Source organism: Rugamonas aquatica, from assembly GCF_009380215.1.
GTDB classification, from domain to species: Bacteria; Pseudomonadota; Gammaproteobacteria; order Burkholderiales; family Burkholderiaceae_D; genus Rugamonas; species Rugamonas aquatica_B.
In genome coordinates this window covers 458,307-473,040 of the sequence record NZ_WHUG01000003.1, presented here as the reverse complement: position 1 = coordinate 473,040, position 14,734 = coordinate 458,307, and the positions used below count along the sequence as shown (strand labels likewise).

Below are 14,734 nucleotides of genomic sequence, written 5' to 3'. Positions count from 1 at the left end.
CGAGATTGAATCGTTGAATTGCCAAGGACCGGGTTAACATTTACAAGACTCCGTCCTTTTGATTTTAGTAGCACTTTCCTCAATGCCTCGAATACCATTTCCACACAAAACGATGGGAGTGATCCGCCAACTCAGCGCGAGTTACATTTTGATGACTTAATTGAATCGCTTGAACTGAGGTATCACTAATACAATCAAGAAAATCTTTAAATGATTTATACGTTTTCGAGTTCGTTTGACATTGCCCGGTTAAGTGATCGGCAGCTAAAATAGCTGAAAGAGAAAAAAGGTCAATTTGAGGCGTTGGTAGCCGGAATGTTTTCAACCCAAACAGATCATTTTTCCTCTTTTGATCCATATCAATAATTTCGCTATTTTTATTATTTTCTTTTAAAGCCTGGCGAAATTTACCGAAAGTATCGTCCGTCCGAATATTTCGTTGTGCATGAAATACTGGATGTGGCGCACTTTTCAATGGATCCTCATTAAAATGATCAAAATGATAGGCATCTATCAAATCCAGTTTGAGACTTTCCGCATCCGCTCGCGGTTTAAAAAATGCGACGTTACTATGAGTGCTAGTCAATGTCGCAGCTTCCCCCTTCTGGCTTCCTTTTCGAAATTCAAAAGTGCCGTCGATGAAGACAACTAATTTATCAGAGGCTGAGCTATTTTTTTGAGGAATTGAAAAAAAACAAACTGGATATTTTGGTTTTACCTCAAATCCATCTTCCGTCTCAGTAAAAGACATGTCTCCTTGCTCCGGGCAGAGAAGCTTGCCACCTGTTCCAGTCACCAAGCTACTAAGTTGCCTTTTCCATTTACCCCAAAATCTTTCGAATCCCTGGCGGTCTTTAATGTCAATCATATTGCCTCACACATTTAGCCAAGGGCCAAAACGCGCATATGTCTTCTTTTCAATCCGGCAAAGCTCACTCGCACCTGGAGGAATCCAATCAAAAGGCCCGACACTGTCTTCACGTTTGATTGACGCATCCGTCGCTACACAATATGCACCGCTTTTAGAGGGTTCGCCATCATACAACGGCAACATGTCACTAATCTTTGCTGATTTTAATACGTCCATACCAAACATACCCATATTTGACATTACGTCCTCAATGTCCTCTCTAAAAAATAAAGGAAGGCATCCGGAAAATGGGCCCGAGTAGTCGGTATTGGGGAACGCTTTTTTGAAAGAGTCAACCGCTATAGTGTCGCTTCTCACACCGACAAGTGCAGCCGCAGACGGTAAATTTAAAATTGGCCCCGGGAATGCAATTATATAATTCATTAGCCAATAACCAAGTCTTGTAGAAACATGGCGAGCTCGCTCCTCTACCAAGGAAGAAGAACCCTCTGGCGCTGCCATCGCATCCCCAAAGAAAAATAAGCTTGCGCCGGTGTAACCAACAAAATCCAATTCCAACTTTGGTCGCTTAAGCAACTTAGCTAATAATTCTGCAGCATTATGTTGCGCGATATCAGTTTCTATTAGACCTGAATAGGCTTCACGAAGGTATGAAAAGCCGCTAAACGTTGCAAAGAGCCAATCAGTCAACTGTTCCGACCGCGCCTGCGTATTTTCCGTGGGGCCGTTCAGAAGGAAGCTGGGCACAAGAATAGATGATGCACCTTCAGAAGCCAAGGTTGCAAAATGCTTAAGGCGTTCACTTGAAGTTTGTTTTTGTCGCTTTGAGTAACGGCATACCGGCAACCCTATAATTCTAAATGCGGAAAGAAGCATTTCTTTAGAAATACCATTGGAAAATCCACTCAGATCGCTATCCAAAATTACACCGTCGATAGTCTGATTGTCGCCCAATGTTTTTTTTAACCAGCTGAGAAATTGTTCGCCGATTTCCCCGCCATTTTGCTCTTGGGAAAATTCGCCAACATCAATAGAAGCTAAATCAAATTTCTTTTCCAGCGTGGTTATTAGGTTCAAACGAAACTCATCCTCATCTTCCACATAGATCAGACGCAGTTTTTTTTGATTATTATTCATTTTCGAGGCAATTCAAGAGAGAACGAAGTTGAGAATCCAGCAGGAGGGGTGTCCATTAATTCAACTTTACCCTTCAAATTATTTGTAACTCGTTTTACCAGCGCAAGCCCCAGCCCCATTCCAGTGCCAAGAGGGCTATCAGTCTTTGTAGACGCACTAAATAATGGTTCCCAGATTCTGTCTCGTAGGCGTGAAGGTATACCTATCCCATTATCTGCAACTATTAGTCGGTGTTTATTTGAAGTGTTGATTGCAATAATTCTAATCACTCTTTCAGCCTTATCCGCCCTAGCGATAAGTGACTTCATGGAATTTGTCATTAAATTTAATAACAGGCCACTATAAGCCGCGACTGGAATTGCTGGTGCGTACGTATCATCATCAACTTGAATATCAAAACTAATCTTATTTTTCACGGCAATAGGTGATAATGTGTCCATTACCATCTCAATCTGCTCCTTAGCAAGGAAGGGCTTATGATCAGTTCGCGCCAAACTTTCGGTAAACAGGCGACTATAGTCCAAATAAGTTTCAAGATACTTCTGTGAAACGTCAAGTTCTTGCAATTCCGGCAGCAATTCCGGATGTTTTTTTGTTAATTTTCTGACTATATTGGTCGACTCGGTCAAGCGGTACAATGTTTTTTCAAACTCATGAGTCATGAATCCAGCTAGTACTCCCATTAGGGACATGATTTCTAAGGAGTCTTGCGTCTTTTTCCGATATGCATCAACCTCAGCATAATTCTGACTAGCATTCTTCAATAGTCCCGTAAGCCGCTTACGTTCAGCGGGCTGAATGGACTTAGAAGTTTCAATATCTCGAACTGCTGCCTTCAGATCATCTTCTGCGTTATGCAACGACTCGGCTTCCAGCCGGCGCTCTTCTTCACGTACTTGTTTATGATCGTAGAATGCAATTAGCTCCAACCCAAACCGAGCGAGATCGCGAACAATCTGGAACGCCTTATTGTTAAGAAAACCTTGTCGATCCATGGAAGGCGTGAGTATTAGATCAACCTTCTTAGGGCTTCCGACAGCACCCACCGCTGCCACAGCCGACTTTCCTGTGGCGACATGAATCATCCCCGTCGCTTGATTAATACCAGGTAAGTACAGCATGGGATTATCTCTTGGAGAAAGCTGCAATCCCGTTAGCGGGTAAAACTCCTTCATCAGTCTAGATCGCCACTCCGCCCGCGCACTCATAGCCTTATCGGCACTCTGCACAAGCCAATCGTCATCTTTATCGCCATACGGTTTAGTTCGAAAACCGTTGTCAACAACTTTTACGCCACAATTTGCCGTAAGCCAGCTGCGGGCAATCCTTCCGTCTATACCCAAAGAAGTGAGCACACCTCCTCGCTGTGGAAAGTAGCGGATGTCCATCAACACGGGCGATCCAATGTTGGCGACGCCGTAGAGCTTGCGTAACGACGACTGCAACTCATGAACTACTTCTTCGCCTCGATTCCAAAGCACTTTTAAATCAACATCACCAGAATCGCTAATCTCGATACGAACCTTGGCAACGAAACCAGATAAGATCTTTTCGGCTGGCGAAGACGCTAAATTTTCCCTACCTTCGAGCTTAGAAACTCCAATGTATGGGGTAAAACCGGGATCCAACTTTCGGTTCTTTGCCGCTGCTCTCGACGTCAGGAAATCTGGTTTCTCGAAGCCATCAACGGGGTTCACAAGACTAAGCAAAGATTCGCTAATTTCTTTGACTGCATCTGGCTCGATCCGTGTGCGCAGTTCCGTTATCGTGATTGTCGTTCCAACTTTTACACTGGGCGCCACATCATCAACTTTGTAAGGGACAGTAACTGTCTGCAGATCGCCATTTGCCTCTACCAATCGCCAGTCAAAAATGGCTGTGACTCGGCGCTTTCCGTTGCCATCTTTTGCAACAGTTTCAAGGACCATCTTCTCACCCAAAAATCGCCCTGCGAAACGCCCAATCCCCTTAGAACCGGAAACCTTGCGTTGGTATTTTTGAGACAGTCCATTTCGAGCTTTATTTCGTGTACCAATGACCATCCAAAGGTTAAGAAAGTCGTCCAACCGCATGCCGTTACCATCGTCTTCAATGGTGATTTCCGTCGGATTAACCATCACCTGGCAATAAGTTGCATCGGCATCATAGGAATTCTTTACCAGCTCTGTGAGGGCAACTTCTGCAGAGCTAACTAAACGCTCACCAAGCTCCTCCAGCAGTGCAGATTCGACCTTGAAAACCGCAGTTAGCGGCTTCGGTTTCTTGCGTGGCTGCATCGTTTTTCCTACTAAATGGTTTTCGACGGAATGATATTGGCTATCCTACAACAATCCGTGACAATACGGAATTAAGTTGTTTAACCTCAATTTTCTTTAACCCTTTTGCATGAGCTACAACCTGCGCCTCAAAATCAAAATTTCGAAGTGCTTTGAGAGTTGCAACCTGACGATCTCGACCTTGAACAAAGACTGCGTAGACAGATCCAAGAGTTATCACTCCGGCATGGTTCAGAAATGATTTGGGCGCCTTCTCACGAAATCCGGAAGCTACCAAAATGTCAGGCACTGGATGAGCTCGATAGCGATGCCAATCGTCACCGCGAAGAGAGTTGGTGGTATAGCGCATCGCAGACTCTTTGACTGAAGCTAGGTAGCTTTCAAGTGCATTTGATCGTTCGTCTTTGTCGGATCTAATCAACCAACATGGAAGACCCGCCTTTACAAATTCGTTGTCAAATAATGTTTCGGTCAAAGCGAGTTGTGACGAGTCCAAGTGTCGCAGAGTGGTCACACATGGGGTAACATCTGTACCTATCTTGAGACCCTGAAAGAGGCGGGCCTCTTCATTCAGCACATAGATATCCTGTCCGCCAGGACTGAGTCCTCGTAGTGCATATGCATTGGCGCCTCGTGCGCTGTATTCCAGTGCCATTGACGCACTTCCGGTTGCGTTTTCAGTAGGCGTAGCATGACCATTTCTATCAAGACTAAAGTACTTCCACTCATTATTTTTTTTCGATTTATCAATAATTACGATAGCCGCTGTGGTCAGTACTCGATCAAAAATATTTGATGAAAATCGAAAAACCTCAACACTCCATTGGTTATTTTTAATGAACTGCCGAAGTGGCCCTGCGCTGGGCCGGCTCACCCACTCAAATGGAACAAGTTGAACAATCAACCCATCTTTTTTTGTTCTTAGTAATGCAAGCCACAGAAAATATACAAAGGCATTTGCGTCTGAACGAGGAATTATTCCATCAGATTCGCTCTTAAGAATGCTGATAGCATTTGCCCGCCATTCGTTGTCAATTAATTCACGCCGAATGTATGGTGGATTTCCTATGCACAGATCATGGTTCTTTTTGACACACTCGAGTACATCACGGTTTTCAAATTTCCGCCCTGAAGCGCGAGATTGAGGAATTTTCTCAATATCAATTTCGTAGCCTACGTAAGAGGAGGAACCGCGACCAATCGCAAATCGGCCGTCACCTGCGCCAAGATCCAAAACATTGGTAAAAACAGCACGGCGCGCGCGAGTCATTCGCCACATCATCTCTACGACGTCTGGGGGAGTTGATACTTGACAGTGTTTGAGTGCGTTAGGATTCATTAGATGTTTTTATAATTTACTGTATGATAATAACATGAGAGGCAAAGTCGATCCACAAATAACACAGGAAATATCCGCCCGTTTCGTTGAAATGGTGGAGCAACATCTACGCCTAGAGTGGCAAGATGCGGCCAAAATTCTCGGCTACTCAAATCGGAGCACTTTGGACGCAGTTAGGGATGGAAGGACTATCCCCGGCCCCGACAAACTGTTCGCAATATCGCGTTGGAGAACCCCAGATGGAAAGCGAGCCAACATCGATTGGCTCTTTTCTAATGAGGGAGAACCTGTCATCTCCACCAGTAAACTCGATGACCCAGTTAGAAAAATGTCGCAACTCGCACATGCAGACCTCATGGAAATTGAGCAACTTTCGTGCGAGGGTCGCAAGGCAGTGGTGACCTTGATCCGTGCCTTGAAAAAGACAAACAGTAAGCGATAACAATACCGTCTCTTTCGAGCGGCACAGTTCACATCTTAATTGTTCGCTATCGAGCACGGCGCTACTGAGGCACTTGGCTATCGGTATAGTCATTGTTACTGCTATAACCACCTCGTCCTATCAGCATTTTTTGAGCAAACTGAACTGCTCGTATAAGTTTCAGAACGTTCTTCGGACAATCAGGATTCAGTTCGCTCTCCCAAGTCACAACACCGCTCAATAGTGACGCGCGCAGCAACATTGGTTCGTCGCGAAATTCCGATATAGCTACGTCGACCACCTCCCCTTGTTGACGGTCCAACGTCACCTGCTTAGATTCCTCAGTTTGTTTATCGGTAACTTGCACAAGTAATGTGGTGTTTTCATTGATTTGGAATGCGTTTAGGTCAATGGCTACTACACAAGGCTTACGTGGATCCATGAGATTTCCTAGCAATTGGCGAGGTCTCACTGTCGCATGCAAATCTAGCCATGCAAGGCTAAACATAACTCAAACAGACATTTCAATAAATTGAAACTCTCGGCTGTCGACTTCGTTCGATCAATATAATCGGTACGATGTAGAAACCATATTTCGTCAATTTCCGGATCACCGAATCTCATATATCTCATCGGCTCAACAATATGCAGCATAAGCCAAACCGAGAGGGGTTCGAGGACAAGGTGCTGTGATAATGAAGAGCTTACTTCCGCAATCACCAGGTAGTACCAAAGCACCATCACACCATCCCGCTTCATATACGCTTGACGTAGCGCGTAAAGCAGAGCAGTCAGAGCATGCATATAGTTATCAGGACTTTCTAACGCGATATGGATTTCCACAATAAACTTTTGTAAATCCTCATTCGATTGCCGAACGTGTCCAAATGAGTCGTTTCTTCCGCCTGGCGCCAGCGCCTGGAGCTCATCGGGAAGAGACCAGAAGCAGGCATCGAGCTCCTCCCATGTGTACTCTCTTTCCTGAAGTAGATCCCAGAATCGCGCGAGAAAGTGCTTAGCCGTTCCTGGATACTTCTTTTCTATTCGCCGGATATGACGTTCTGACGGGCTAGCTAGGCCACGGCTATAGCGAGACCAAATTCCTTCCCACCTCCCATCTATCCCCAATACAAGTTCCAGATCCTGGAAGCACCGGCATCCGACGGCCCGACGAACCGCTTCCGCCCAAAGTCTTGTACGAAGCCGACTAAACCGCATGCGGACTGGCCGCCCTTCATTTTCTGAAATTCTAACTATTTTTCGCATTATTTCTTAACAAATCAATGAGTTACACATGTAACTAAAAATTGGGTGGCATCGAGGAATGTGCGAACTATAGTCAAAACATGGATTAAAAGTCCATACCAAACACATGAACGGCGTTGGCCGACCTTGCGTCAAGCAACGTGAGACGCGGGTCCAATACCGTAAATCAGCAAATGCAGGAGGCAATATGTTGACTGAAATCGAGCTTAAGCAATTGATGACACGAATGAACGTTACCGAGCAGGGGCAAGCAATCGTCATGCGTATACGCGCTTCTCAACCTTCCAGAAGGGTGGGAAGCAAAATGAACAATGTCGCTTGCCGCTATCCGAGTAAGAAAATGGGAGTAACGATCCAAGCAGAGAGCCATAAGAACGAACTGGCCGCCATCTATCTCTGGGATCATGACGCAAAAACATACGAGTTCTATGACCAACCCCAACAGATCAAACTAAATTATGTCGATGCATCCGGAAAGCGGACTGGGCATCTGACGACCCCGGACTTCTTCGTGATCCAAGACGATTTTATCGGTTGGGTGGAATGTAAGCTTGAAGAGTGGCTGTCTAAGCGCGCGGCGGAGGGATCGAAGATGTTTACGCGGACACCAGAATTGGGCTGGGCTTCCCCTCCGGCGCAGAACTACGCGTCTCAATTTGGACTAGGGTTCAAAGTACGTTCATCCAGCGAGAATCCCTGGACCTACATTCGCAATTTAACGTTTCTTTCCGACTACTGGAACGCGCCATTGCCACCAAACTACGAAATAGCAAAAAGCGAATTTTCTGCTTTGCTTAGAGAGAAGAACTGCTGGCTGCTGTCCGACTTGATATCAGCAGTTGGTTCAACTCACACCGAAAATATTTACACCGCCATCGCGCGCGATGATCTTTGTGTCGACTTGGAGCAGCAACTCTTGGCAGAACCCGTATGGACCAAGGTGTATGCAAACCGCGAGGTTGCGAACGCCCATCGTCTTCGCGACGTCAGCGTCCTCGCTCATTCTCCCGCAGAACTGAACTTGCGTATTGTGAACTTCGCAGCTAACGAAAAAATCGACTGGGATGGGAACTTGTTCACGATCACGACTGTCAGCCAAGAGCATGTCTACCTTCAAGATCAAAACCAAGGAGTGTTTAAGCTGCAGAGGGCGCAGGTAGAGAAGTTCGTAAAATCCGGCGATATCAAAGGAGTGTCAACCTCGTGTGATCAATCGCAGCTCGCGGCAGAACAGGTCGTTATGCAAGCCGGGCCTGACGATTTAGCGCAAGCGACGAAGCGCTTCGCCGCACTCGAACACTCGGCGACATCTAATGGAAATTCCTGCGGACGAAGTGCTCGCACGCTTCGCTATTGGAAGCACCTCCAACGGCGAGGCGAAGTCATATATGGAGACTCGTTCATCGGTCTAATTCCAAGGACCGGAAAACGAGGAAACACTCAACGAAAACTCGATCAAGAGGTGATCGATGTCATGCAAAACGTGATCGAGAACGAGCTCATGACCGGGCATGCGAAGTCCAAGACACTTTGCTATGGAATCGTCATTAACCGATGCAAAGACGTAGGGTTGACTGCTCCGAGCGAAAAAGCATTCAGAAACGAAATTGCGCGTACACGTACAAATTTTGACCTTACCATGGCGCGCGAAGGTGCGAGATCCGCTTACAAGCATGAACCATTTTATTTCGTACTTGATCGCTCCACCCCAAGACATGGTGACCGTCCGTTTGAAATCGGGCACATCGATCACACAGAAATCGATTTACAGCTTGTGGGCACCAAGTTCGGCGAGAAGCTAGGCCGTGCCTGGCTGACCCTCATGCTCGACGCTTACTCCAGAGCGGTCTTAGCCTTCGTGGTCCTGTTTGATCCGCCTAGCTATCGCAGCTGCATGCTGGTTATGCGTGAATGCATTCGCCGGCATGGACGCGTGCCGGCAACAATTGTCGTCGACAACGGCAAGGACTTTGAGTGCGAATACTTCGAGCAGCTTCTGGCCCGCGTCGGAACCACCAAGAAGAGCCGGCCGCCGCACAAGAGCCGCTTTGGTTCCGTAATGGAGCGCTTCTTCGGCATTAGCAACACTCAGTTTTTGCATAACCTTCAGGGCAACAACAAGCCGCTACAACCCCCCCGCCAAATGTCTGCGACCCATGATCCACGTTCACAGGCTATATGGACATTGCCGACCTTCATTCCTCAGTTCGCGCAATTTGCTTACGATCTCTATGGAAACATGGAGCACTCAGCGCTCGGCGTAAGCCCGAACGACGCGATCAAAGTCGGTATGGAAAGAACCGGCTTGCGGTCGATACGCCTGATCCCGATTACACCAGATCTCGAGTTGCTCTGTCTTCCTTACGTGAAAGGAGAAACGGCGATGATCGTCGGAGCAAAGGGCATCAAGATTGGTTACATCTACTACTGGCATCCGATGATGCGTGATCCAAAACACGAAGGAAGTCGAGTATTCGCGCGCTACGATCCTTTCAACATCTCAAAGGCATATGCTTTTATTGCTGGTGAGTGGCGACCATGTCTTTCGGAGTTCGCAGGTGTATTTGACGGTCGAAGCGAGCGCGAAATCAAGCTAATTTCAAGCGAGATTCGCGGCAAAAATTCTGGTACTGCAAGACGTAGAAAAATTAATGCCGAGGAGATTGCGAGGTACATGGCTGGCGTCGATCAAACGGAAGAAGTACTACGCCAACAAAAACACGATGCGCAGCTCCGACATTTTTCTGAGCGCGATGATATCTCCCAACAAGCCAATCCACTCGATGTACCTAGCATCGGTTACGCAGCCCCATGGAGCGAATTCACAGGCGAATCATTTGAGGTGCTGCAATGAAAAATATCCAACAATTCCCGGCAGCGCTGCTTGACGACTCGATTGAAGCGCGCATCACATATTTCGAGAAGCTAACTATCGCACACCCAGCACTTCAAAATGCATTCAAACAAGCGATGGGCGCAATTACCGGTCATGCGGCACCCAAGGTAATTTTGGTCGCTGGGCCAACTGGCGCTGGCAAGACTACGCTGGCAACACACATGTATCGCAAGGTACGAGAACAATATGCAACGCAAATGGAAAGTGAACTCGACCTTGTACCCGTCTTGTACGGTAACGCCATCGCACCGAACGGTTCGTCATTCAGTTGGAAGGACTTTTATGTTCGGCTTCTCGGTCGAGCTATGGAGCCGCTAATTGATCGGAAGGTCCTAGCACCTCGTCAATTAAGTTTCTTTCCCAGCGATAGAACTTCGTCTCTACATGAGAAGACGACGTCCGATGCCCTACGTCGTTCGGTAGAAGAATGCATGCGCCGCCGTCGAACGAAGGTCCTGATCATCGATGAGGCACACCACGTTCTCATGGTGAACAATCCCAAGAAACTGGAATTTCAGTTTGAATCGCTGAAGTCTCTGGCGATCGAAACAAAGGCAACAATTGTTCTGATCGGAACTTACCGACTGCTCGACATCCGCGATCAAAGTGGACAACTTGTTCGACGGAGTGAGATTGTCCATTTTCCTCGTTACGACGAACGCACTAAGCAGGATCAAGCATCTTTTAACGCCGTACTTCAGACATTCCAGAACCATCTGCCGCTTGCGACACATCCAGCGCTCGGAACACACGCAGAAAAATTCTATCTATATTCCGGTGGCTGTGTGGGGATACTGAAAGAGTGGCTCGCCAGAGCGTATGCTCGACACCTGGAGACAAACAATAAGATATTCGATTGGGACTTCATCAAGCCGTTCGCGCTGACAAAGAAAGCATTGAAGACGATCATTGAGGAGGCCCTGGTCGGCGAGCAGAAATTGTCGGACATCTCTGAAGATGAACTTGAAAAACTCCTGAAGGAGGGATTGCCGACAATCCCGCGTGCCAATCCGCGCACCTCTACAAGGCCGCCGGTCGGTCGACGTGCCGCGACGCGCGATCCAGTGGGAGGCGCATATGCTACTGCTTGAAGATACTTCGCCCAACGACAGTGGCATGCCAAAACTTAACCGCAGCGTGCTCTACAACATCGTACCGATGCAGATGAACAGTCATCGCCAGGAGTCCCTAACGTCCTATCTGATCCGTCTAGCTCGGGCACATTGCATAAGCCCGCGCGATCTTATTAAATACGTTTTCGGCAAGGAAGATGCGGCCATAAGAAAATTGGCGGACAACACGTTCTACACCAGATATGCCGCAACCATCAACGGGCTAGGAAGAAACGCGAAATTGCTAGCCGCGGCCGCCAACCAGCTGACATCACGAACTGACCTTCACATCCTTACGATGCTTCCTTGGGCTGACATCATTCCCGAACAGAGCGAAGGATTCATTGCTAGACGGCCAAGGTGGTGTCCGATGTGTTTTCATGACCAGCTTAACGAAAATAATGAAACCTACACGCCACTGCTTTGGGCTTTGACTCCCTATCGCCGTTGCGTCGTGCACGGTTGCGCTATAGAGGAGACCTGTGCGTGTTGTGGCAAAGCTCAAGCATTCGTTCCACGAATTGCCGACGCGTCAATATGCGATCATTGCAGAACGTCACTTGCTCGCTCGAATGACGCATCCGCTATCCTTAATTCTCACGTCGACGCGAATCGAACGCAAGGATACGAAGAGATTCTCGAAGCCATGTTGCATGAACAAACCAGAGTGCAAAAAACGGTGAAGCGAGATTTCCTGTGCAACACGCTAAAATGTATCGTCACCGAACAGTTCCAAGGAAAACGCGCAGGGCTATGCCATGCCATGGGATGGAATAAATGGGCGCTAAACGGCTGGCTCGACAAAGGCGAACGAGTAAGTCTTCCAAAGCTTCTCCAGCTAGGACACGGCTTCAGCACGCCCGTGGTTGATCTTTGTGCGGGACGAACCGGTCCCAGTCTACGTCCGCCACAATCGAAGGTGGGACAAGTGGTTTCGCGCGCTCGTCGCCCACAGTTGACTCAGCAGCAGCGCGGTCAGTATTTTCGGGAACTGGATACTAAAGTCTCAAGAGAATCATTTACGACCTCAATGCGAGAGGCGGGCTTACCATATGGCCTAGGTCGCAGCGCACTGCGATATTGGTTTCCAGATCTGTGCCAACGCATCAGTGAAAGACGCACACGTGCTTTCCGCCTTGCCGCTCAAAGCGCCGCGGCTGAACGAGTCAGGTTTGTTAGAGCAGCGGTAGCTACTCTTGTCTCCGCTGGTATTGATCCAACTCGGCGTAAGGTTGACCAAGAGATCAAAAAGCATGGACTAGCCCTGGCCAGGCCGGAAATATTCCAAGAATATCTCAAAGCCGTGTGTGAGATCTCAAGGCCGACGTAGCCGACTTAGCGATGCAAAATAGGGAGATGACAGGAGTGGTGGATGAACTCGACAAATCGCTGTTGAGATACTGGTTGTATCAAAAATCATATGTACAATGTGACCAACCAGCTGATCATTACCTCGGTGCAGATTGGAGGCCAGACTTAAAGGACGCGGACTACAAGACCAAAAACTACTAATGTGCAAAGGCAGGCACGGCGGATGGCTATGTAGACGGGGCAAGCAGCAGCATCCTGTTGAATCCCTGATCGTTGTCATCGTTTCCGGTACGGCGGTACCAAAAATCAAGCCCACACAATCAAGTACCAACATGAAAAAAACGGGCCGGGACAATTTTTCCAGTGCGATCATTAAGACGCTAGAGCGGCGCGTCAACGCCAAATGTTCGAATCCAGATTGCCGCGTACCCACCTCAGGGCCGACGGTTAAGGTCGACAAAGCGAACAACGTTGGCATCGCAGCTCATATCACGGCGGCGGCACGAGGTGGCCCTCGTTATGACGACGAAATCACGCCGGATCAAAGAGCGGGCATCGACAACGCCATTTGGCTCTGTTCAAATTGCGCGACCAAAATCGATAGGGATGCCGACCGTTATCACATCCGCCTCCTGAACGAATGGAAACAGAAGGCGGAAGAGCATGCCGAAGAGGAGTTTGGCAAGCCTCCATTGTCGAGACAAGACTATTCCGCGTTGGAAGATCTTGCATTCGGACGTCTGAAGAAGATCGGACTTTCCGATGCTGTATCGCGCATCGGAAAGCTGACAGCGGAGGCCATGGAGAAGCTCGATCCCAGGTTTTCAGTTGATGTTCAATATCAAGCGGGGTCCACATCTTATACGTTCAACCCGAGGCTGCCGGTTAGCATGTCTTTTGGAGTAAAACCCGACTTCGGCGCCGAATTCAAGAAGAAATATTCCGATCTCATAAAACACGGTAAAGATTTGGAAATCGATGCCGACGCCGTCAAATTCGAGGGCTCGCCCCTTTTTGAACACAACGAAAGCTCAGCAGGAAAATTAGTCCTTAGCACCCATGCACGAAAAGCTGCGGTGCTTAAATGCGTTTTCGAGACCACAGGAAAAAACAGCCCTCTTCGTGTCGATGACATACACGGAGAACTGGTCGGGGGAGCAGAGTCAGTTACGTTCCGCGGGAATGCATTTGGTGGAATTATAGTTTTCACACTAACTTGTCCCATTGTTTCAGGCGCGAAAAAATCCTGCTCCGTGAACGCGACTGTTGAACTTACGTCTTGGTATGGGCGCCCACTTCGGTCCCTTCCTTATTTCAATAAGGTCTACGAATTCTACGAAGCCATGCAAAGAGGTGACAGACTTCTGACGCACATTGAAATCGAAGGAATGACCGCGATTTCCGCCAGTGGATCATTCAACGCCAGCAATCCGGAATTCGGCAAGTTCTACTGGCTGTTTCGCTACATCCGAAACGCCCGGGCAATACTCGAATTGCTGGGATTCGACGTGGATTTCGATGAGAAATTTTCTGCTACTGCAAAAGAAATCCAATTCGCCGAAGAAATTTACCGCACACTCTTCTCCCAAAAGGGGCTTAGAGGAAAAAAGGTGGCGACAGCCACGATCAAGATTTCAATTTTTCCCGGAGCGAAACCCGAAGAAATTGACCGCATGTGCTTGATCCCCCACGTAATTCAATTCGACATTGAGTATTTGGCTCCGCTCATCCTATTCGGACAGAAGATTGAGCGTCCTCGAGTCAGGCGTACATACACGTCGGCCACGATAAAGAAACTTGGTCGAGCAGGGAAAATTGAGCCAGGACACTCTTACGACTTCAAAATCTGCCCGGCCGAAGGGTGTGAACTCATCGTAGATTTTGTAGCAGCGAAAGCGTGAGATACACAACTCGCCCTCCGAGCGTGCTTTGCGTGGCTTGGTCCTGAGTCAAGGCAACTTCTTGATTGGGGGTGCCGACAGTGATGGGATGGAAGTTACCACTCATCGAACGTGAGGCTGTAGTCGGCTACAGTAACGCCGGCCAGAGCTTGAGTTCGTACAGGATGGCATCGCTACATCGAACCCGCACGACAGCGGGACTGG

Annotated in this window: 11 protein-coding genes; 5 read left to right on the top strand and 6 right to left on the bottom strand. The window is 48.0% G+C overall.

Going from position 1 to position 14,734, the window contains the following annotated elements; genetic code table 11:
• Nucleotides 1-79: 79 nt before the first annotated feature.
• From GEV02_RS10185 to GEV02_RS10170, 4 genes are read right to left on the bottom strand one after another with little or no spacing between them, the layout of a single operon-like run.
• Complete coding sequence (locus GEV02_RS10185) at nucleotides 80-868, bottom strand: hypothetical protein (RefSeq protein ID WP_152837874.1); 789 nt, start codon at nucleotides 866-868, stop codon at nucleotides 80-82.
• 6 nt (nucleotides 869-874) lie between these two features.
• Nucleotides 875-2,008, bottom strand: a complete 1,134-nt coding sequence (locus GEV02_RS10180) for a hypothetical protein (protein ID WP_152837873.1) — start codon at nucleotides 2,006-2,008, stop codon at nucleotides 875-877.
• Nucleotides 2,005-4,284 carry a sensor histidine kinase gene (locus GEV02_RS10175; RefSeq protein WP_152837872.1) on the bottom strand — a complete coding sequence of 760 codons (2,280 nt, stop codon included), beginning with the start codon at nucleotides 4,282-4,284 and terminating at the stop codon, nucleotides 2,005-2,007. The genes GEV02_RS10180 and GEV02_RS10175 overlap by 4 nt, the downstream gene beginning before the upstream one ends.
• A 40-nt stretch (nucleotides 4,285-4,324) precedes the next feature.
• Nucleotides 4,325-5,623, bottom strand: coding sequence for an Eco57I restriction-modification methylase domain-containing protein (locus GEV02_RS10170; protein ID WP_152837871.1), 1,299 nt, complete (start codon nucleotides 5,621-5,623; stop codon nucleotides 4,325-4,327).
• Between the two features lie 34 nt (nucleotides 5,624-5,657).
• Here GEV02_RS10170 and GEV02_RS10165 point away from each other — a divergent pair, with 34 nt between their 5' ends.
• The gene (locus GEV02_RS10165) at nucleotides 5,658-6,065 is read left to right on the top strand and encodes a hypothetical protein (RefSeq protein WP_152837870.1); all 408 of its coding nucleotides are present in this window, start codon (nucleotides 5,658-5,660) and stop codon (nucleotides 6,063-6,065) included.
• A gap of 61 nt (nucleotides 6,066-6,126) precedes the next feature.
• Here the strand turns inward: GEV02_RS10165 and GEV02_RS10160 are convergent, their stop codons facing one another.
• Together GEV02_RS10160 and GEV02_RS10155 are read right to left on the bottom strand one after the other, a co-directional pair.
• Complete coding sequence (locus tag GEV02_RS10160; protein ID WP_152837869.1) at nucleotides 6,127-6,486, bottom strand: hypothetical protein; 360 nt, start codon at nucleotides 6,484-6,486, stop codon at nucleotides 6,127-6,129.
• A 44-nt stretch (nucleotides 6,487-6,530) separates the two neighbouring features.
• Nucleotides 6,531-7,310 (bottom strand): hypothetical protein, encoded by a 780-nt coding sequence (locus GEV02_RS10155; RefSeq protein ID WP_152837868.1) that lies wholly within the window; start codon nucleotides 7,308-7,310, stop codon nucleotides 6,531-6,533.
• A gap of 187 nt (nucleotides 7,311-7,497) precedes the next feature.
• On the opposite strand from GEV02_RS10155, the gene GEV02_RS10150 reads away from it, so the two are divergent.
• From GEV02_RS10150 to GEV02_RS10135, 4 genes are all read left to right on the top strand, one after another.
• A complete protein-coding gene (locus GEV02_RS10150; RefSeq protein WP_174999035.1) occupies nucleotides 7,498-10,164 on the top strand; it encodes a Mu transposase C-terminal domain-containing protein in 2,667 nt (888 codons plus the stop codon).
• Nucleotides 10,161-11,297 (top strand): AAA family ATPase, encoded by a 1,137-nt coding sequence (locus GEV02_RS10145; protein WP_152837866.1) that lies wholly within the window; start codon nucleotides 10,161-10,163, stop codon nucleotides 11,295-11,297. Before GEV02_RS10150 ends, GEV02_RS10145 begins: the two co-directional genes overlap by 4 nt.
• Complete coding sequence (locus GEV02_RS10140) at nucleotides 11,284-12,648, top strand: TniQ family protein (RefSeq protein WP_152837865.1); 1,365 nt, start codon at nucleotides 11,284-11,286, stop codon at nucleotides 12,646-12,648. The genes GEV02_RS10145 and GEV02_RS10140 overlap by 14 nt, the downstream gene beginning before the upstream one ends.
• Nucleotides 12,649-12,829: 181 nt before the next feature.
• Complete coding sequence (locus GEV02_RS10135; RefSeq protein ID WP_152837864.1) at nucleotides 12,830-14,530, top strand: hypothetical protein; 1,701 nt, start codon at nucleotides 12,830-12,832, stop codon at nucleotides 14,528-14,530.
• Nucleotides 14,531-14,734: the final 204 nt, after the last annotated feature.

Bases quoted from the DNA above. Each gene is read 5' to 3' on its own strand.
- GEV02_RS10155 (WP_152837868.1), bottom strand. From the start codon at position 7,310: ATGCGAAAAATAGTTAGAATTTCAGAAAATGAAGGGCGGCCAGTCCGC.
- GEV02_RS10140 (WP_152837865.1), top strand. From the start codon at position 11,284: ATGCTACTGCTTGAAGATACTTCGCCCAACGACAGTGGCATGCCAAAA.
- GEV02_RS10170 (WP_152837871.1), bottom strand. From the start codon at position 5,623: ATGAATCCTAACGCACTCAAACACTGTCAAGTATCAACTCCCCCAGAC.
- GEV02_RS10165 (WP_152837870.1), top strand. From the start codon at position 5,658: ATGAGAGGCAAAGTCGATCCACAAATAACACAGGAAATATCCGCCCGT.
- GEV02_RS10180 (WP_152837873.1), bottom strand. From the start codon at position 2,008: ATGAATAATAATCAAAAAAAACTGCGTCTGATCTATGTGGAAGATGAG.
- GEV02_RS10135 (WP_152837864.1), top strand. From the start codon at position 12,830: ATGTGCAAAGGCAGGCACGGCGGATGGCTATGTAGACGGGGCAAGCAG.
- GEV02_RS10185 (WP_152837874.1), bottom strand. From the start codon at position 868: ATGATTGACATTAAAGACCGCCAGGGATTCGAAAGATTTTGGGGTAAA.
- GEV02_RS10160 (WP_152837869.1), bottom strand. From the start codon at position 6,486: ATGGATCCACGTAAGCCTTGTGTAGTAGCCATTGACCTAAACGCATTC.
- GEV02_RS10145 (WP_152837866.1), top strand. From the start codon at position 10,161: ATGAAAAATATCCAACAATTCCCGGCAGCGCTGCTTGACGACTCGATT.
- GEV02_RS10175 (WP_152837872.1), bottom strand. From the start codon at position 4,284: ATGCAGCCACGCAAGAAACCGAAGCCGCTAACTGCGGTTTTCAAGGTC.
- GEV02_RS10150 (WP_174999035.1), top strand. From the start codon at position 7,498: ATGTTGACTGAAATCGAGCTTAAGCAATTGATGACACGAATGAACGTT.